We start from the raw sequence: 19,445 nt of genomic DNA, 5'->3' as shown, positions 1-19,445 counted from the left end.
GCTAATTAACGAAAATCTTTTCATTGGTTATAGTAACTGACATAGAATTGTAAACATTCATTCGTTCATTTCTTTGATTTCGTACCAAAATTCCGTTTTGCAGGACTGTATATTTGACCACACTGCTGATCTTCAGGAACAAAACTCCTGATACTGCGTTACACTTGCAATGAATTTTCACGAACTCCATTTTAAAAATCTTCTTGGTAAAGAAATTTCCTTTTCTGAGTATAAAGGAAAGGTGTGCCTTGTTGTCAATATTGCTTCCCATTGCGGACTTACTCCTCAGTTGCATGACCTTGAAACACTTTATATTTTTTACAGGAAGAAGGGATTTGAAGTACTTGCTTTCCCATCGAATGATTTTGGTAGCCAGGAACCTTTGGGCAATTCAGCTATCGGGGAGTTTTGTAAGGACAGGTTTTTGTCTTCATTTTCTATTTTCGAAAAATCGCATGTAAAAGGAAAAGATACCAATCCGGTCTTCCGGTATTTATCCAGTAGAAAAATGAATGGAAAATTCTCGATCCGTCCGCTGTGGAATTTTCAAAAATATCTGATCGATAAAGAGGGTAACCTTCAGGATTTCTTTTTCCCTTTCACCAAGCCAACTGCCAATCGGTTGATGAAGAAAATTGAAAGACTATTATAGCATTTTCAATTTTATGAAAAAGTCTGGTTGCGCGGCACAATTATTTTTTTTACTTATTAACTGCTTCCCTTAATCCAGCGATTTTATCAGGCCTCATTTTGTGAACGGATGCATTTCCGTTTAATGAAAGATAAATCCTGAATCAACTATATCTAATAGCAGTTCCGGTAGCAATCACCATTAACATGCTTCCATTCGCTCCAACTGTTTCGAAGTCAAGGTCAATGCCAACAACAGCATTTGCACCCATACTCGCCGCCTTTTGTTCCAACTCTATCATTGCTGATTCTTTAGCCTCTTCCAATACTTTTTCGTAAGTACCGGATCGTCCGCCAAAAATGTCAGTCAATCCACCGAGGATATCTTTAAAAAAATTAGCGCCGATTATTGTTTGGGCCGAAATAACACCAAGGTAATCGGTGATGGTTTTTCCTTCTATGTGTGGAGTGGTGGTGGTAATCATGGATCAAATTTATTTAAAAAGAGTGAATGAAAAAATCAATGACCAATGACTAATGACTAATGATTAATGACTGAAAGACGTAAGACTTTAGGACGTAAGACTTTAAGACGTAAGACTTTAGGACGTAAGACTTTAGGACGTAAGACTTTAAGACGTAAGACTTTAAGACGTAAGACTTTAAGACGTAAGACTTTAAGACGTAAGACTTTAAGACGTAAGACTTTAAGACGTAAGACTTTAAGACGTAAGACTTTAAGACGTAAGACTTTAAGACGTAAGACTTTAAGACGTAAGACTTTAAGACGTAAGACTTTAAGACGTAAGACTGAATCCGTAAGACTCACACCGGTGCCTGCACCGGCAATGTATACTTTCTTCCTGCATTAACTCAGATAATTCATCATCGAAGCAAAATAATCAACCATTGGTTTCGCGCTCATATCGGTTTTTATGCCTGATTTTAAATGCTCTCTCCAATCTATACCGGCCGTTTTAGTGGCAGCATCGCTATAGTTCTCCCTTCTTACAGCAGGAGGAAAATATCATTGTGTAAATAGAAAATGATGTTATCAGGCTTTGAGGTAATTTACAAAACATTTTATCAGTTGAGAATAGTTACTTAAGTTGACTGTGAAGACATATCCAACGGCGAAGCCCAGCCATTTGAGTCTTCATAAGCGGCCATGATAAATCAGGATAATATTTTTAACCCTTCTCCTGCTAAAAAGTTGATGATCCGCATGGAAAAATATACTTACTTTATTTTTCCATATCAACTTTATAAATTGCCAAAGTTTTGTGAACTGCCCGGTAAATGAAAGAAGTAAAGAAGAAATCAAACAGAGAAAAGAAAAAAGTCACAGCGCCTGAAAAAAAGGGATTTCAGATTCCTTATCCTTTCCTCCTGTTGTCAGTTATTGTTGTTTTGCTGTATGTCTCATCTGTGAGTTTTGATTTTACAGAGTTGGATGATTCTATTTTTATAAAAGAACAGCATGCATACAATGAGGATCTTACCAATCTTGTTACGAGTTTCAGGCGCGGAGTGTTTAACCCGACAGAAGATGTTTACTATCGCCCTCTTTTGCTCGATTCATTTATTCTGAATTACCAGGTGAATGGCACCAACATCAAAGGATATCACATTGTCAATATTTTCCTGCACCTGCTTTCTGTGCTCCTGCTTTTTGTATTGTTGAAAAAACTACGTTTTAAAGAATGGGAATCCTTTCTGCTTTCATTGCTATTTTCAGTGCATCCTGTTTTATCTCAGGCCGTAGCATGGATTCCCGGAAGAAATGATACGCTGCTTGCTGTATTTGTTTTCTCATTTTTTATCTGCGCAATTAACTACGCCAGAGAAGGAAAAATCACTTCGCTGCTACTCCAATTCATTCTTTTGCTGCTTGCCTTTTTCACAAAAGAAACCGCCGTTTTCGCTCCACCGGTTGCTTTTCTGTTGTTGTTACTGTGTGTAGAAAAAAAGTGGCTCGACAGAAATAATATTATGCTGTATGGTTCATGGGCGTTGGCTTTTCTTTTATGGTTTTATATACGGTCCCTTGCCACATTAAAAAATGAACAACTGCAATTAGGAGAGGTCATTCTGGCTTTACCTTCAAGATTATCCGTGCTGTTGCAATATCTCGGTAAAATAATATTGCCTTTTAACCTGAGTGTATTTCCGATTGCCAAAGACACAACCAATATTTATGGAATAATTACCGTGCTTTTGCTGGCAGCGGGCATTTATTTTTCAAGAGAGAAAAACTTAAAGGTGGTAGTTGCTGGCATTGGAATTTTCCTGTTTTTTTTAATACCGGTATTATTAGTTCCGGGCACATTAAATGATCAGGACTTTGAACACCGGCTCTATCTTCCCATGTTAGGAATTTTATTGTTGCTCAGTCAAACGGTATTATTTAAAAACAACTGGAGTGAAAGAAACATTGTGGTTGCAGCCAGTGCACTTTGCTTCATTTTGGCCCTTGTCAATTTCAATCATCAAAAAAAATTCAGTGACCCTATTACTTTTTGGACGGAAGCAGTGAGTAACTCTCCTCATTCGGCGTATGCCAATATGATGTTGGGAGCAAGATTGAATGATTCTGATAAAGAACAATCGCATGCGTTAATTAAAACTGCATATGCATTAAATCCTGATGAAAAATACCTGAACTTTTATATGGGCAAGATGGTGCTGGACCAGGATTCTGTTATCGAAGCGGAAAAGTATTTTCTGAAAGAAATTAAAAAGTCAGATTACTATGAGTGCTACTTTCACCTTGCACGCATCGCTTTTACAAAAAATGATTTTAACCAGGCAATTGAATATCTCCATACGTTTTTAGCAAGAAGTCCTGATGATCCACAGGGAAACAACAATTTGCTACTGTTGTATATGCAAACGAACCAGACCGAAAAAGCGAAAAATCAGCTGCAAAAAATGCAGCAACTGGGATTGGAGATACCGCCTGAAGCACTTCAGCTCCTGAAATAAATCTAATCAGAAAAACAGGATACAGGAGTTATTGAAATCAAAGGCCTTTCATTGTTTCCGGATTTCACACTTCTTCCTTTCCGAATTCGTGAACCCAGCCAAATTTTTTCAATTCCTCCACTAAACGACTGACCGGCAAACCCATTACATTATAAAAACATCCGGAAATTTTTTCTATTCCAACCAAACCGATCCAATCCTGAACGCCATACGATCCTGCCTTATCAAATGGTTTGAATTTTATGATGTATTGCCTGATTAATTCATCGGATAGATTTCTGAAATATACCCGGGTCATTTCAGAAAATGTAACGGACCGTTCGCGGGTGCATAATGTAACGCCGGTAATTACCTCATGCATGTTACCTGACAACTGCCGTAGCATTTCAAACGATTCTTCTTCATCAACAGGTTTTCCAAAAATGCGGTTTTGAAATAATACGACGGTGTCAGCAGCAATCAATAGTTCATCGAACTTCAGATGTGGCAATACTGCTTTTGCCTTTTTCTCTGATAGATAAGAAGGAACCATTCTCAACGGTAAATTATCCGGATACGTTTCATCAACCTCCGGTACAAACAGCGTGAATTCAAGACCGAGGTTCCAAAGTAATTCATGCCTTCTGGGCGATTGAGAAGCCAGCACTATTTTTTTAGGCGTCATTATCCGCTTTTCGTTTGCAATCAAAAATAGTTGAATTATTTTCTGAAACTAATTCTCATCGTCTTCTTAAGCAATTGCGTTGTTCAATGCCATATTGACGGAAGGCAGATTTTAACCCATTCGTGCAGCAGCTTAAGTTATAATCCGTAAAATAAATTGCCGCATTTGAAATATATGAAAAACAAAATATAATCAGAGAGAATAAAAACACCAAGTGTTACGTAACTTGCGGCATGCAATTAACCCTCGGGTTTTCACCCTGTCCGAATGACACGTTTATTTTCTACGCTTTATTGCATGGAAAAATCAATACACGAGGTCTCACCTTTCTTCCCTTGCCGGATGATGTAGAATCCCTTAACAGAAAAGCGATTAACAACGAGCCGGACATCACTAAAATAAGTTTTGCAGCCTATCTTTCCATTCAACAAAATTATTTACTGCTCACCGCCGGTAGTGCGCTTGGCAACAATTGTGGCCCCTTGTTGATTTCAAAAAAGAAAATTATCCAGGAAGAGATGCACCTGCATACCGTGGCGATTCCCGGGAAACATACCACTGCCAATTTTCTCTTCGATGCCTTTTTCCCGCGACATGCAGGAAAAACAGAAATGGTTTTTTCTGAAATAGAATCCGCCGTGCTCAATGAAATTACTGATGCAGGCGTAATCATTCATGAAAACCGTTTTACCTATGAAAAAAAAGGGCTTTTTAAAGTTGCAGACCTCGGCGAAAAATGGGAACAATCAACGGGTCAGCCGATTCCGTTGGGAGGAATTGCTATCAGACGTTCAATAAACCATGAAATTGCCGCTAGCGTAAATGAGTTAATAAAGCAAAGTGTAATTTATGCATTCGCACATCCTGAAGAAGCGATGGAATATGTCCGGCAGCATGCTCAGGAAATGGATGAATCGGTGATGTGGCAACACATCAGGTTATATGTTAACGATTATACCATTGATTTGAAAGAAAAAGGGAAGGCTGCTATCAACAAATTCTTTGATCATGCACACAAGCAAAACCTGATCGAAGAAATAAAGCGGCCTTTATTTATTGATGAACAATAGTTCCACGGAATGTTCTGAAAGTCATCAGGTATGATTTGCAGTACCTAACTGAAATCACGTCTTTGATTTCCTTCTTTCACGAATAGAATTATTTTTGTCGCCTGACATGCTGAACGGAAAAAAAATTGTGGTAGTGCTCCCGGCCTACAACGCGGCACAAACACTCGAACCAACCTATCGGGAAATCCCATTTAATCTCGTAGATGAAGTAGTATTGGTGGATGATGCCAGTCGCGATAATACAGTGAAGGTGGGCGAAAACCTCGGCATCCGTCATATTATAGTGCACGAAAAAAACAAAGGCTATGGCGGCAACCAGAAAACCTGTTATGATACAGCGCTTGCATTAAATGCCGATATCGTCATTATGCTTCATCCCGACTATCAGTACACGCCGAAGCTGATTCCTGCCATGGCCTACATAATTGCCAACAATATTTATCCGGTGGTGCTTGGATCGCGCATACTTGGAAAAGGAGCGCAAACAGGCGGCATGCCGTTGTATAAATATTACTTTAACAGGATGCTCACCTTCGCACAAAATCTGTTGATTAACCAAAAGCTTTCTGAATATCATACGGGTTATCGTGCCTTTTCAAAAGAAGTGCTGAATGGCATAAATTACCATGCAAATTCCGATGATTTTGTATTCGACAACCAAATGCTTTCACAGATTTTTATGGCCGGTTTTGAAATTGCTGAAGTTACTTGTCCTACAAAATATTTTGAAGAAGCCTCTTCAATCAATTTCAGCAGAAGCGTAACGTATGGAATAGGTGTGTTATCGGTAAGCTTCAGACATTTCCTGCATAAAAAGGGACTTGTTAAATCTCCCATTTACGCTAAACAAAAATAAAGGCTGGCGTATGCTATAATTGGTTTTTTCTGCTGAAAGGCAGCCGGCGAAACAATTGCTTCAATAGACCAACATATGCATCCGTGTTAAATAAGACAGAATCTACCGAAGCTTTGTAGACCAGGAAAACAGCAATGGGTAATAATACAACCGTTGAAAACCACATTCCCTGGAAAGGTGTCAGTACGGCTTCTTTGGCCATTTTTTCTCCAACAATGGACAAAGTATAAAAGATCACAAAAAAGAAAACCGACACGACAAAAGGTAATCCAAATCCACCCTTTTTTATAATGGCGCCTAATGGTGCTCCAATCAGAAACAATATAAAGCAAGCGAAGGAAAGCGAAAATTTTCGTTGCCATTCTATTTCAAATTTGCTTAACACCTCCTTTTTATATTTGATATTCTTGGCAGAGATAGACAGGTAACCTTTAATATTTCTTGCCGATGCCAATGCCCTGTTATAAATAGCAAAAGAATCTGTAACTGCAGCTACTTGCGTCGTATCCGTTTTTTTAGTGATGGTATCAAAATCAGTGCGTTGAAATGAAAAATAGGTTGCACTGAAAGCTTTAGATTCAAGGTAGGTTTTGTCAAGCGCGATTTCCAGGGTATCAATTGATTTTTTCAATTGACCAAGGTTTTGCATCTGGTAATTATCCTTAAAGAGATTTTCATCGGTACGGTTCAATGAAAATTCAGACAGGTCAAAAACTTTTTTCCATTCTTTAAATCCAATCCTGAGTTGCTCATATTCCTTTGATTTTTTGCCGGAAGGCGGAGCCATTTCCTGATACTGTTTGCCGTTAAAAAGTTGCAACACCAGAAAATGTTTATCGTCCGTCATAAACATCTTTCCATCTTTTGCAGTAATTACATAATCATTTCCCCTTCCGCTGCTGTGATCGTAGATAAGTATGTTGTGAATGGTTTGATTATCGGGATCTTTGTTTCCAACACGTATGCTGTAACCATCAATATCATTGTAAAAAATTCCTTGCCTGATGTTGACGGCAGGTCGCTGCTGGCGTATATCATATAGCAGCGCGCCAAACTTGAGGTTGGCTACGGGCAAAATAAAATTTGAAAACATAAAAGCCATTGTTCCGATGAGCAATGCTATTCCCATAAGGGGAGAGATGATACGCAAAAGAGAGATGCCTGATGATTTTAATGAAGTAAGCTCATAGTGCTCTCCCAATGTGCCAATGGTCATGATAGAAGAAAGCAAAACGGCAAGTGGAAATGCCAGTGGTACCATGCTTGCGGAGGCATAAAAAAGCAACCTCGCGATCTCAAATGCAGGCAGTCCTTTTCCAACAAGGTCATCAACATACTTCCATAAAAATTGCATGACCAGCACGAAAAGTGTGATAAAGAAAATTGCCACAAAAGGTCCCGCAAAGGACTTGAGCAAAAGCCGGTCTATTTTTTTCAATTATCTTTCGTGGATATGTTGGAAGCTGCAAAGATAATCCTTTCAGAAGACGAACTTGATGTAATACGCGACGGTTCCTTTTTTGAAAAAAAGCATCGCATTACTGAAAAAATTTATCAGCAGTTTGCAAATGCAGTGCGTACTGCCAATGATGAAAAAATATTTACTGGCATTGATTTTCCAGCCGGAACAGATTATACCACCGGAAAGATCACGAAAGGCGAAAATTACCTCGGGCTACCTTATATACTGCTTGATTTTCCCAGGAATTTTAAGGGTGAACAACGATGGGCCATCCGGACGATGGTATGGTGGGGTAAATTTATCAGCAGTACACTGTTGATTTCCGGAGCATCAATGGACGGTGTCAGGGAATCAGTGGTCCGTCAATCAAACATACTTTCAAAAAAAGAGGCATGGATTTGCATCAATGAATCTCCGTGGATTCATCATTTCGAAAAAGACAATTACCAAAAGATCAAAAAATTTTCCCGGAATGAAATGTCTTCTATGATGAAAGTCGCCGGTTTTGTAAAGATTGCGAGAAAAATACCGATCACACGTATTAACCAGTTGCAACGTTTCACGGTAGAAAACTTTATACTTTATGCAGACATTCTCCGGTGATAGAATCTGCTGTATTCAGAGAATAGGAAGTGTTGCTTTTATTTTAAGTAGCAATTGGACGTCAACTTAGAAATGGTTTGCAACAGATAATAGCAATGATGCTGAACCCTGCCAAAGTTTACCTGACAGCGCACAGCTTATAATCCACCTAATCTTTTTTTCAACTCATGCACCTGGCTGTCCCATAACCTTTTAATATCTTTCATCTCCTTTGGGTTGCCAAAGTCGGTAACCAGCAACACCGTGTCTCCGGTGATTTCACTTGTCTGAATTTTGAATTCAAAGTATTCATCCTTAGGTGAATCCTCCCATCTGAAACGGATCCGATCATTCTCATGCCGTTCAATGCGCTTTGCCTTCTGTGGATAGCCATCCCAGGAAAACATAAACATTTCCTGAAGCGAATCTACCCTGTCGGCAAACCATTGTGAAAGTCCCGAAGGGGTAGAAAGAAAATCGTAGAGGATACCCGGCGACGATTTTATATCATACTCTAATACATACTTTTTGTTTTTTGAAGCAACTGATTTCATCCTGAGGTTACCCTTATTATTTTATGACTCTATTTAATGATCAACAAATTGATCTGTCTTCCCCCGAAACAAACTGACACATTATCAATACTATTTTAAGTTATGGCTGTGCCGCTGCAAAAGCGGAGCGATTAAAAGTAGAAATTCCAATTAAATAAAAAAAAATAATTGAAGAAAATGCAGAACTATTCTAAATTCCACCTGTCAGAAATAACAGCCCTTGGCCAATTTGAACGGTAAGAAACAATATGAATGTACCCTGAAAAGTTCACTGACTGTGATTTTTGAAAGCTATTTTTAAGTATCTTTGCTCGTTTTTCGTAAAACCCCCACCCTATCATGCGTCAGCTAAAAATTACCAAATCCATTACCAACCGGGAGTCACAGTCACTGGAAAAGTACCTCCAGGAAATCGGGAAAGTAGACTTGCTTACACCGGAGGAAGAGGTGGACCTGGCCAAAAAAATAAAGCAGGGCGATCAGAATGCGCTCGAGCGACTCACTAAGGCCAACCTTCGCTTCGTAGTATCAGTAGCAAAACAATATCAGAATCAGGGACTTTCACTCAGCGATTTAATTAATGAAGGAAACCTTGGTCTGATCAAAGCCGCTCAGCGTTTTGATGAAACCAGAGGCTTTAAGTTCATCTCCTACGCTGTGTGGTGGATCCGCCAATCAATATTACAGGCTTTGGCCGAACAAAGCAGGATCGTGCGACTTCCATTAAATAAAGTTGGCTCGCTGAATAAAATCAACAAAGCATTTTCAGCCCTCGAACAGGAATTTGAACGTGAACCATCGGCTGACGAGCTCGCCACAGTGTTGGAAATCAACACCGAGGAAGTAGAAACCACGCTCGGCATTGCAGCACGTCACGTATCTGTTGATGCACCATTTGTTGAAGGTGAAGACAATTCATTGCTTGATGTATTGGAAAATCCAAATTCACCTCAAACGGATGAAGCACTGGAATACCGTGAATCACTGCGCCGTGAAATCGAACGCTCACTTTCAACATTAACAGAACGTCAGAAAGATGTAATCAAACTGTATTTTGGAATCGGTGTCGAACATCCTATGTCATTGGAAGATATCGGAGAAAAATTTGCCCTTACCAGGGAACGGGTGCGTCAGATCAAGGATAAAGCCATAAATAAATTACGCTCCACTTCAAGAAGTAAACTCTTAAAAAGCTATCTCGGACAATAACATTTACACTCTTTGAAGATTAATCAAAACCCTGTTCATCGGAAGATGAAACAGGGTTTTGAATTTGAGTCATTAGTCATTTTGGTTATCAGTCATTAACTTTGTTTCCCCATTAATTCCTAATTCCTAATTCACCAACCGATGTTTGAAAATCTAAGCGACAGATTAGAAGGTGCCATAAAAAATCTCAAAGGTCAGGGCAGAATAACTGACCTGAATATTGCAGCCGCGGTAAAAGAAATCAGGCGCGCTTTGGTAGATGCTGATGTCAATTATAAAATTGCCAAGGAGTTTACAGACCGCGTGAAAGAAAAAACGCTGGGCGAAAAAGTATTAACCGCAGTTTCTCCCGGACAGTTGATGGTGAAAATTGTGCAGGATGAACTAACTGAACTGATGGGCGGCGGCAAATCCGACATCAATCTTAAAGGCAGCCCGGTTATCATTTTATTATCCGGTTTGCAAGGTTCAGGTAAAACAACTTTTGCTGCGAAGCTTGCAAACTATCTTAAAACAAAACGCAACAGGCAACCGATGCTGATCGCCTGCGACGTTTACCGTCCGGCCGCTGTGGAACAATTAAAAATTCTTGGCGAACAGATTGGCGTTACGGTGCACGCTGAAGAAGGAAATACCAATCCGGTTCAGATTGCTGAAAACGGAATTCGACAGGCGAAATTGAAAGAATTCGATACTGTGATCATTGACACTGCCGGCAGGTTGGCCGTGGATGAAGAAATGATGAATGAAATTTCGAAGCTGAAGAAAGTGCTGCAGCCACAGGAAGTATTGTTTGTAGTCGATTCCATGACTGGTCAGGATGCTGTCAATACTTCAAAAGCATTTAATGAACGACTTAATTTTGATGGCGTAGTGCTTACCAAACTGGACGGTGATACACGCGGTGGTGCTGCACTTTCTATTAAATATGAAGTGCAAAAACCCATCAAGTTCGTATCAACAGGTGAAAAGCTGGATCAGGTAGATATCTTTTACCCTGAAAGGATGGCGCAACGGATTTTGGGAATGGGCGACATTGTTTCACTGGTGGAAAAAGCGCAAGAGCAATTTGATGAAAAAGAAGCGGAACGGTTACAAAAGAAAATCAGGAAAAATCAATTCGACTTCAATGATTTCCTGCAACAACTGGCTCAGATAAAAAAGATGGGCAATATTAAAGACCTCGTCGGAATGATTCCCGGCATGGGCAAAGCTGTGAAAGACATTGATATTGACAACGATTCCTTCAAAAAAATTGAAGCCCTTATTCTGGCAATGACGCGTGAAGAGCGTGAAAATCCTGAGCTGCTAAATGGCTCCCGCAGAAAACGTATTGCAACAGGCAGTGGCAATTCCATTCAGGAGTTGAATCAGTTCATCAAACAATTTGATGAAATGAAGAAGATGATGAAGACATTTAATAAAATGGGATCCATGAAAAGACCGATGAGCGGAATGCCCACCAGAAATTAATGCATACGAATACTCTCGCATAACACTAAGTGGTCATTTTAAAGTTGGACTATTCAGCTTATAGTTGAACTGTGACTATGACTATTTTATAAGTAAATTTTTCAGCAATATCATTCATTTGCAAATCCATCATGTACCTTACGAAAGCCGCTTGTGTTTGTTTTGGAATTTTATTCAGGTTTGGGTGTTTACACTTTCCATTTTTAAGCAACTCTATTTAAATACATGAAAATACTTCTCTCTTATCTTGAAAAACACTGGAAGTTGTTAGTGCTGGCACTCGTGCTGGCAGCCATTAACCAGGTGTTCTCCATGCTGGATCCGTTTATCCTTGGAAAGATGATTGATCAGTACGGTAACAACTTCAAGAGTCTCTCACAAAAGGAATTCTTTGATGGTGTTACACTAGGATTGCTGGCGCTCATTAGTGTCGCCATGGTTTCGCGCATCGCAAAAAATTTCCAGGATTACTTTATGAATGTGATTATTCAAAAGACGGGCGCGGATATTTACTCGGACGGTATTCGTCATTCTCTTGAACTCCCTTATGAAGTATTTGAAGATCAGCGCAGCGGTGAATCGCTTGGAAAACTGCAGAAAGTTCGTTCTGACATGGAGAAATTGCTGAGCGCTTTAGTTAATATTTTATTTACCTCCATTGTCGGGATTATTTGGGTAGTGATTTACTCCGTACAGGTTTATTGGGTGATTGCTCCTATCTATTTTTCCGCGATCCCGATTATTGGCATTATCAGTTCTGTGCTTAGCAGGAATATCAAAAAATGCAAAAGCTGATCGTTGCGGAAACCACTGCACTTGCCGGCGCAACAACTGAATCACTGAGAAATATTGAATTGGTGAAGAGTCTTGGATTGGCGCAACAGGAAATTGATCATCTCAATAGCACCACCACAAAAATTCTGAAGCTGGAACTGAAGAAGGTTCGCTATGTGCGAAGCCTCGGTTTTATCCAGGGCACTTGTGTTAACCTGCTACGCGTTAGTATCCTGGGCGTAATGATGTACCTGATTTTCACTCAGAAAATAACAGTAGGGCAGTTCACCACTTTGTTTATTTATTCTTTTTTCATTTTTGGTCCGTTACAGGAATTAGGTAATATCATTAATATCTATCGCGAAGCGGAAGTGTCATTCGCAAATTTCAGTGCGATTATGAATACACCTAAAGAATCCGTTCCTGATCATCCTGTAGCTATCGGAAATGTAACGGAGTTTGAATTCAGCAACGTTTCGTTCAGGCATCAAAGCTCAAAGCAATATGCTGTAAAAGATATTTCTTTCGATGTTGGCCTGGGAGAAACCATTGCTTTTGTAGGACCCAGCGGTGCAGGAAAAACAACACTCATAAAATTACTGGTTGGCTTATACCAGCCAGCTTCAGGTGAAATTCTCTACAATAAAGTAAGCGGCAAGAAAATAAAACTCAATGATCTAAGAAGTCAGATCGGATTTGTTACGCAGGACACTCAGCTTTTTTCAGGTTCCATCCGCGAAAATTTACTTTTTGTAAATCCGTCCGCTACAGATGAAGACATCATGGATGCGTTGCAAAAGGCATCCTGCCAAAATCTGTTGTCACGCGCTCCCAACGGAATTGAAAGCGTAATCGGAGAAGGTGGTGTTAAAGTTTCAGGCGGTGAAAAGCAACGACTTTCCATTGCGCGGGCAATTCTCAGAAAGCCGAAACTCATGGTATTTGATGAAGCAACCTCAGCACTTGATTCCCTTACTGAAGAAGAAATAACAGATACCATCAGGATGGTTTCAAAAAATCAGCAACACATCACGATTATGATTGCGCACCGGTTATCCACCATCATGCATGCCGACAGAATCTATGTTTTAGAACAAGGTCAGATTGTTGAAGAAGGTCAGCATTCTGAACTATTGGCTGAAAAAAGGTTTGTACTATGCAATGTGGCGTCAGCAAATAGGTGAGCGAAAACAATTACTTGCCACTGTTTGATACAGTTGATTCATTTTAATTTCAGCAGACAGTTCCTCTACCCTACTTGCAAATATTTGCAGGAATGGTATATGCAAGTGTCCAATTACCAGTAATAGTTTTACCGTTCTATATTTGACAGTCCTGACAATCACTCCTTATTTTGGGAAGCCAGGCTAAACCGGTCCAGGGCTTTTTAGCAAACCCATGTGCTAAACTTTGAACCCGGAAAAATGAATAAGATTGTACCTTTAAATCGTCACAAATAAAAACGTTATGGGTCAAGTTGCCTCCCGAAGAAAACTTATTGTATCCGATATGGCTGAAACGCTGATTGGAAGCGAAATCATCAAACTTGCCGCGGAGGTAAATGAGAAAATAAAACAGGGTGAGAAAATATTCAATTTCACTATCGGTGATTTTGATCCGAAAGTATTTCCTATTCCGCTGGCGCTTGAAAATGAAATCATCAAATCCTATCAAAATAAACAAACGAATTATCCGCCGGCCAATGGCATGGCAGAGTTGAGAAAGGAAGTAAGTCTCTTTCTGGCCAATGGCGGCATGCATTATTCACCAGACGAAATTCTGATTACAAGTGGCGGAAGGCCGGCGATTTATACTGCCTACACCACTTTGATTCAGCCGGGCGACGGTGTAATTTTTCCTGTTCCTTCCTGGAACAATAATCACTACTGTCATCTTTCCGGTGCACGACCCATCATGATTGAAGCTAAACTGGAGAATAATTTTATGCCTTCGGCTGCTGATATAAAACCGCATATTAAAAATGCAAACCTGATCGCGCTGTGTTCTCCGCAAAACCCTACTGGCACAGCTTTTACAAAAAAAGCGCTGGAAGAAATATGCGACTTGGTGCTGGAGGAAAATGAACGTCGCGGATCAGACCAAAAACCAATTTACCTGCTGTATGATCAGATGTACTGGCAGCTCACCTTTGGTGAAACGGTACATTATGATCCTGTTTCATTGCGCCCTGCGTTGAGAGACTATACCATTTTTATGGATGGAATGTCAAAAGCATTTGCAGCCACAGGTCTTCGTGTCGGCTGGGCATTTGGCCCTGCAGATCTGATCGATAAAATGAAATCTATTGCATCACACATTGGTGCATGGGCTCCAAAACCGGAGCAGGTAGCTACTGCTCATTTCCTGAAGCAGGGTGATGAAATTCAAACGTATATGACGTCCTTCAGGTCACAAATTGATCTTCGGCTGAATGGAATTTATAAAGGCCTTATGGCACTTAAAAATGAAGGACATAAAGTTGATGCAATTGCTCCACAGGCTGCACTTTATCTCACTGTTCAGTTTGATCTTAAAGGAAAACAAAAAGCAGACGGCAAAACTTTATATACTACAGAAGAAATCACTGCTTACCTGTTGAATGAATGTGGAATTGCCCTTGTTCCGTTTTATGCTTTTGGTACTTCTCATGAGTCAACGTGGTACAGACTTTCTGTTGGAACCTGTAAGACAAATGAAATTGAAGAGTCGATTATAAAACTCAGAACAGGACTTCAAAAACTTTCCTGATAAGAACATGCGTTTTTTTTGATCAAAAAATTCTCCGCATTATGAAAGCATTCCAGTTATTTCTATCCCGGCAATTATTGGTTGGAGTTATATTCCTTATCCTTTATTCCTGTAATCATGCTGACGAAACAAACACCACTGAAAATACAGTTGCCGGGCAGCCGGATAACACGGTGATAAAGACGGAAGACAACACCGATACCATTCATAACGCTGCAGTTGTAGTAACCAAAAAAGAAACTGAACTACCAGCCGGTTTTAAATACACTATAATTGAATCCGAAGAAAATACATTCGGATACGATATTTACAAAGATGAAAAACTGATGATACATCAGTCGTCTATACCAGCTCTTCCCGGAAATAAAGGTTTCAACACAAAAGAAATGGCAGCCTCTGTTGCGCATTTAGTGATTGAAAAAATCAACAAAGGTGAAATGCCACCTACAGTTTCTCCAGAAGAATTAAAAACTTTGGGAGTTCAGATCGATCAGTGATATGCAGGGAATCACATTCCTTTTATTCTGCCTTTTTAGATCTGACAATCTTAATTAGGTGTTCTTCTTACTATCCTTTTTTCCTTAAGTAATACATCAGCTATCTTTGGGCGTTCAAAAAAAAATGATGAAAACACCATTTCGCATTTTACTGCTGGTATTCCTATGCAATCTATTGGTTAAATATACAGGCGCCCAACCGGGCTGGTCTTCAAGCACTCCATTAGGACACGGTGCTACGCCCCGCTATAATGCCTGTGCAATGTCAATAGGAACCAAAGGTTATATCGGTACAGGCTTTTTTAATTCGAATTTCTATAGTGATTTTTATGAATACGATGCATCCTTAAACAGTTGGTCTCAAAAATCTACTCTTACCGGCGGGAATCGTTCAGGTGCTACCAGTTTTTCCATTGGATTAAAAGGTTATATCGGATTAGGTTATGATGGACTTAATTACAAAAATGATTTCTGGGAATATGACCAGACATCAAATTCATGGTCGCAAAAGGCAACCTTCACAGGTGATCCAAGGTCGGGAGCAGTAGGTTTTTCAATTGGAACCAAAGGATATATCGGAACAGGCTATACAGGCTCTGTACGTAAAGCTGATTTTTGGGAATATGACCAGGCTTCCAATTCATGGCTTCAAAAAGCCAACTTTGGTGGTGTTGGTAGATCAGCCGCAGCAGGATTTTCAATCGGTACAAAAGGATATTTAGGTACCGGCTATGATGGCGTTGTGAGAAAAAATGATTTCTGGGAATATGATCAGTTAACAAACACCTGGACTCAGAAAGCCAATTTTGCAGGAAGTGCCAGATCGAACTCCGTTTCATTTACAATTGGTTCGAAAGGTTACATCACTACCGGTCTTGATGGTACTTATAAAAATGACCTTTGGGAATATAATCCAATCAGTAATACATGGACTGCGAAAGCAAATTTCGGAGGTGCAGGAAGGTACAATGCTGTTGGATTTTCATTTGGAACGAAAGCTTATGTCGGTACCGGCTTTGATGGCCTCACTGCCCGCTACGATTTCTGGGAATACGATCAGCTAACTAATAGCTGGGTTCAAAAAGCGGTATTCGGCGGATATGCAAGAACAGGCGCCGTTTCTTTTTCCATGAATAACAAGGGATATATGGCCTCAGGATTCGATGGAAATACTTACCTCAATGATTTATGGGAATTCGATCCTTCCAACAACATATGGACGCAGAAGGCGGCCTGTCCGGGTGCCGGCAGAACAGGAGCTGTTGGTTTTGCTATCAATTCAAAGGGATACATGGCAACCGGATTTAACGGAACCTATTTGAATGACTTGTGGGAATATGATCCGATCTCAAATACATGGTTACAGAAAGCAAATTTTGGTGGTGCTGCCAGGCAGGAAGCAATTGCATTTGTAGTGAATGCTAAAGCATATGTAGGGACCGGAACAACCGGATCTTCAAAAAATGATTTCTGGGAATATGATCCGCTTACCAATCAATGGATACAGAAAGCAGTTTTCCCTGGCGGCGTACGGCAGGAAGCCTGTGGATTTTCAGTAAGCTCAAAGGGATATCTCTGCGCCGGTATTGATAATGCAGATGTTTATTATGATGATCTTTGGGAATATGATCCTTCCTTAAACTCCTGGTTGCAACTTGCCGATTTTCCCAATGGAGCCAGAAGAGGCGCAGCTGTTATTTCATTTGACAACAAAGGATACTTGTGTGGTGGTTTTGATCCACTCGGTTTTAATGATAATGATGTTTGGGAATATGATCCTGCATCAACAATATGGACCAGAAGAGCAGACTTTCCGGGTAATGCAAGAAACAGTGCTATCTTTTTTAATACCAATACCGAAAGCTGGCTGGGCTTTGGTGATGATGGAACGATTTCTAAAAATGATCTTTGGAAATTCAAACTGGGTAATTCACTCACGCTTCCCGGTTCCGCCTTTTGCGCCGGTACTTCTTTCAATATTACTTTTGCCTCCAGCAATTATGTTGCAACAGGAAATTTGTACACAGCAGAATTGTCTGATGAATTCGGAACATTTAACTCACCGACTGTGGTTGGCACATTAGCGGGCTCATTATCCGGAAGCATAGCGGTAACTCTTCCTTCCTCATTAACCGGAAGCACAAATTATAAACTACGCGTTATTTGCAATAGCCCTAACCAGATTCTTAGTACCTCCATACCTTTCACTATAAATACTTCCCCGGTTATTATATCGTGTCCGGCGCCTGTTACTTCCTTTACCGCATTTAATTTATGCAGTGCTGTTGTTACTTATAATGCAGCTACGGCTACCGGATTTCCCACACCTTCCATCATTTACTCCAAAAATTCGGGTACTGTATTTCAAACAGGAATCACGAATGTGATTGCAACCGTTTCCAATGCTTGTAATACTGTTAACTGTAACTTTAATGTAACAGTTATCGACAATCAACCACCATCAATTACCTGTCCGGCAACTGTAAATGCAAATGCATCGCCTGGTCAGTGTTCGGCCAATGGTGTAAGTTTAGGATCACCAGTAGTAAGCGATAATTGTGGAGTCGCGGGTTTTACTAATAATGCTCCATCAAGTTTTCCTGTCGGAAATACTGCAGTTACCTGGACGGTGACGGATGTAAACGGAAATACGAACCAATGTGTGCAGACAGTAATTGTGAGCGACAATCAGCTACCTGTAATTACTTGTCCGGCTACCGTTAATGTAAACGCAGCTACAGGCCTTTGTTCTGCCAGTGGTGTAGTGCTCGGCACACCTTCTGTGAGTGATAATTGCGGAATCGCCAATGTCACTAATAATGCACCTTCGGCTTTTCCGGTAGGTAATACAGTTGTTACCTGGTCGGCAATAGATGTAAACTCAAATGCAAAACAATGTGCTCAAACAGTAACTGTAACTGACAATCAAACACCGGTTATCACAGGTTGTCCTGCAAACATCATTTCCCGAAATCACAGTGCAACGTGGATACCACCAGTTGCATCAGACAACTGCGGCATTGCTTCATTCACCAGCAACTACGCTCCCGGGGCAATTTTTCCGAATGGAATCAGCACTGTAACTTATACAGCTACTGATGTGAATGGAAAAATTTCCACCTGCAGTTTCACCGTTAAGACCAATCAAATTCATTATACCATCATTGCATCCGGACCGCTTACCATTTGTAAACCCGGAAGTATAATGTTATCAGCTTTTCCTTCGGGTAATTTTTATCAATGGTTTAAGAATGGGAATCTAATCAGTGGCGCTACGGAAATAAATTATAGTGCTGCAACCGATGGAAGTTATTTTTGTAAGGTTACAGACGATTTTGGTTCTGTCAATTCCAATACCTTGACAGTAAATTCTGTTTCAAAACCTGCAGCAGCCATCACTCCGTCAGAAGCGGTAACTATATGTGAAGGTCAATCTATACTACTAAGTGCCAATACCGGAACAGGTCTCACCTATCAATGGAAAAAAGGAACAGCGAATATCAATGGGGCTACAAACAGTACTTATCAGGTTACGCAACCTGGTGCTTATAAGGTAACTGTAAAGAACAGCACCTCTTGCAGTAAATCATCTGCTGCCACTTCCGTAAGTGTTTCTTGTAAGGAAGATATTGCTGTGAATGAACAAATCAATATCAAGGTTTTCCCAAATCCCAATGATGGAAATTTCACTGTTTCATACAATACGGCAGGAAATAATACATCGATTATCCAGGTAGCAAATTTATTAGGCCAGGTTGTTTATGAAAAGGTATCAAAAGATAACAATCCCATTTCCTTTAACTTTAACAATGAAGCTGCGGGAATTTATTTTGTCCGGTTGAAATGTGATGACCGAACGGTAGTGAAAAAAATAGAGATTATCCGTTAGCAGGCAACCAGTTTTTTATGTTTTGTTTTTCAGCTTCTTGCATAATTTGGTT

General features: G+C 40.1%; 14 protein-coding genes and 1 pseudogene. 11 read left to right on the top strand and 4 right to left on the bottom strand.

All coding sequences use genetic code 11. The features are described 5' to 3' along the window. Positions 1-169 precede the first annotated feature (169 nt). Positions 170-652: a glutathione peroxidase gene (locus IPO83_15805; GenBank protein ID MBK9732719.1), complete on the top strand. Its 483-nt coding sequence runs from the start codon at positions 170-172 to the stop codon at positions 650-652. A gap of 142 nt (positions 653-794) precedes the next feature. Here IPO83_15805 and IPO83_15800 read toward each other — a convergent pair whose 3' ends face one another. Then, positions 795-1,115: a heavy metal-binding domain-containing protein gene (locus IPO83_15800; GenBank protein MBK9732718.1), complete on the bottom strand. Its 321-nt coding sequence runs from the start codon at positions 1,113-1,115 to the stop codon at positions 795-797. An 814-nt stretch (positions 1,116-1,929) separates the two neighbouring features. Here IPO83_15800 and IPO83_15795 point away from each other — a divergent pair. Next, positions 1,930-3,615, top strand: coding sequence for a glycosyltransferase family 39 protein (locus IPO83_15795; protein ID MBK9732717.1), 1,686 nt, complete (start codon positions 1,930-1,932; stop codon positions 3,613-3,615). A 64-nt stretch (positions 3,616-3,679) separates the two neighbouring features. Here IPO83_15795 and maf read toward each other — a convergent pair whose 3' ends face one another. Continuing rightward, positions 3,680-4,279 carry a septum formation protein Maf gene (gene maf, locus IPO83_15790; protein ID MBK9732716.1) on the bottom strand — a complete coding sequence of 200 codons (600 nt, stop codon included), beginning with the start codon at positions 4,277-4,279 and terminating at the stop codon, positions 3,680-3,682. Positions 4,280-4,512: 233 nt separating this feature from the next. Between maf and IPO83_15785 the strand changes: the two genes are divergently transcribed. Together IPO83_15785 and IPO83_15780 are read left to right on the top strand one after the other, a co-directional pair. Further along, positions 4,513-5,349: a 1,4-dihydroxy-6-naphthoate synthase gene (locus tag IPO83_15785; GenBank protein ID MBK9732715.1), complete on the top strand. Its 837-nt coding sequence runs from the start codon at positions 4,513-4,515 to the stop codon at positions 5,347-5,349. A 106-nt stretch (positions 5,350-5,455) separates the two neighbouring features. Then, on the top strand, positions 5,456-6,205 hold the full coding sequence (locus IPO83_15780; protein ID MBK9732714.1) for a glycosyltransferase family 2 protein: 750 nt from the start codon (positions 5,456-5,458) through the stop codon (positions 6,203-6,205). 13 nt (positions 6,206-6,218) lie between these two features. Here IPO83_15780 and IPO83_15775 read toward each other — a convergent pair whose 3' ends face one another. Then, complete coding sequence (locus IPO83_15775; protein ID MBK9732713.1) at positions 6,219-7,643, bottom strand: LptF/LptG family permease; 1,425 nt, start codon at positions 7,641-7,643, stop codon at positions 6,219-6,221. Between the two features lie 15 nt (positions 7,644-7,658). Here IPO83_15775 and IPO83_15770 point away from each other — a divergent pair, with 15 nt between their 5' ends. Then, positions 7,659-8,270, top strand: a complete 612-nt coding sequence (locus IPO83_15770; GenBank protein ID MBK9732712.1) for a hypothetical protein — start codon at positions 7,659-7,661, stop codon at positions 8,268-8,270. Between the two features lie 137 nt (positions 8,271-8,407). Here IPO83_15770 and IPO83_15765 read toward each other — a convergent pair whose 3' ends face one another. After that, a complete protein-coding gene (locus tag IPO83_15765) occupies positions 8,408-8,803 on the bottom strand; it encodes an ATPase (GenBank protein ID MBK9732711.1) in 396 nt (131 codons plus the stop codon). A 339-nt stretch (positions 8,804-9,142) separates the two neighbouring features. On the opposite strand from IPO83_15765, the gene IPO83_15760 reads away from it, so the two are divergent. The 6 genes and pseudogenes from IPO83_15760 to IPO83_15735 all read left to right on the top strand — a co-directional run bounded on the left by IPO83_15760 (position 9,143) and on the right by IPO83_15735 (position 19,393). Next, a complete protein-coding gene (locus IPO83_15760; GenBank protein ID MBK9732710.1) occupies positions 9,143-10,012 on the top strand; it encodes a sigma-70 family RNA polymerase sigma factor in 870 nt (289 codons plus the stop codon). Positions 10,013-10,153: 141 nt separating this feature from the next. Beyond that, entirely contained in the window at positions 10,154-11,485 is a 1,332-nt protein-coding gene (gene ffh, locus IPO83_15755; GenBank protein MBK9732709.1) for a signal recognition particle protein, read from the top strand. Between the two features lie 225 nt (positions 11,486-11,710). Further along, positions 11,711-13,471, top strand: a pseudogene (locus IPO83_15750) (ABC transporter ATP-binding protein). A 297-nt stretch (positions 13,472-13,768) separates the two neighbouring features. Beyond that, the gene (locus IPO83_15745) at positions 13,769-15,007 is read left to right on the top strand and encodes an aminotransferase class I/II-fold pyridoxal phosphate-dependent enzyme (GenBank protein MBK9732708.1); all 1,239 of its coding nucleotides are present in this window, start codon (positions 13,769-13,771) and stop codon (positions 15,005-15,007) included. A gap of 41 nt (positions 15,008-15,048) precedes the next feature. Beyond that, a complete protein-coding gene (locus IPO83_15740) occupies positions 15,049-15,504 on the top strand; it encodes a DUF4907 domain-containing protein (GenBank protein MBK9732707.1) in 456 nt (151 codons plus the stop codon). 124 nt (positions 15,505-15,628) lie between these two features. Then, positions 15,629-19,393: an HYR domain-containing protein gene (locus IPO83_15735; protein ID MBK9732706.1), complete on the top strand. Its 3,765-nt coding sequence runs from the start codon at positions 15,629-15,631 to the stop codon at positions 19,391-19,393. The last annotated feature ends 52 nt before the right edge of the window (positions 19,394-19,445 follow it).

Source organism: Chitinophagaceae bacterium, assembly GCA_016717285.1.
Classification (GTDB): Bacteria; Bacteroidota; Bacteroidia; order Chitinophagales; family UBA10324; genus JACCZZ01.
This window is presented reverse-complemented; position numbering and strand designations above follow the sequence as displayed.

Bases quoted from the DNA above. Each gene is read 5' to 3' on its own strand.
- IPO83_15740 (MBK9732707.1), top strand. From the start codon at position 15,049: ATGAAAGCATTCCAGTTATTTCTATCCCGGCAATTATTGGTTGGAGTT.
- IPO83_15760 (MBK9732710.1), top strand. From the start codon at position 9,143: ATGCGTCAGCTAAAAATTACCAAATCCATTACCAACCGGGAGTCACAG.
- maf (MBK9732716.1), bottom strand. From the start codon at position 4,279: ATGACGCCTAAAAAAATAGTGCTGGCTTCTCAATCGCCCAGAAGGCAT.
- IPO83_15795 (MBK9732717.1), top strand. From the start codon at position 1,930: ATGAAAGAAGTAAAGAAGAAATCAAACAGAGAAAAGAAAAAAGTCACA.
- IPO83_15735 (MBK9732706.1), top strand. From the start codon at position 15,629: ATGATGAAAACACCATTTCGCATTTTACTGCTGGTATTCCTATGCAAT.
- IPO83_15780 (MBK9732714.1), top strand. From the start codon at position 5,456: ATGCTGAACGGAAAAAAAATTGTGGTAGTGCTCCCGGCCTACAACGCG.
- ffh (MBK9732709.1), top strand. From the start codon at position 10,154: ATGTTTGAAAATCTAAGCGACAGATTAGAAGGTGCCATAAAAAATCTC.
- IPO83_15765 (MBK9732711.1), bottom strand. From the start codon at position 8,803: ATGAAATCAGTTGCTTCAAAAAACAAAAAGTATGTATTAGAGTATGAT.
- IPO83_15805 (MBK9732719.1), top strand. From the start codon at position 170: ATGAATTTTCACGAACTCCATTTTAAAAATCTTCTTGGTAAAGAAATT.
- IPO83_15800 (MBK9732718.1), bottom strand. From the start codon at position 1,115: ATGATTACCACCACCACTCCACACATAGAAGGAAAAACCATCACCGAT.
- IPO83_15745 (MBK9732708.1), top strand. From the start codon at position 13,769: ATGGCTGAAACGCTGATTGGAAGCGAAATCATCAAACTTGCCGCGGAG.
- IPO83_15785 (MBK9732715.1), top strand. From the start codon at position 4,513: ATGCAATTAACCCTCGGGTTTTCACCCTGTCCGAATGACACGTTTATT.
- IPO83_15770 (MBK9732712.1), top strand. From the start codon at position 7,659: ATGTTGGAAGCTGCAAAGATAATCCTTTCAGAAGACGAACTTGATGTA.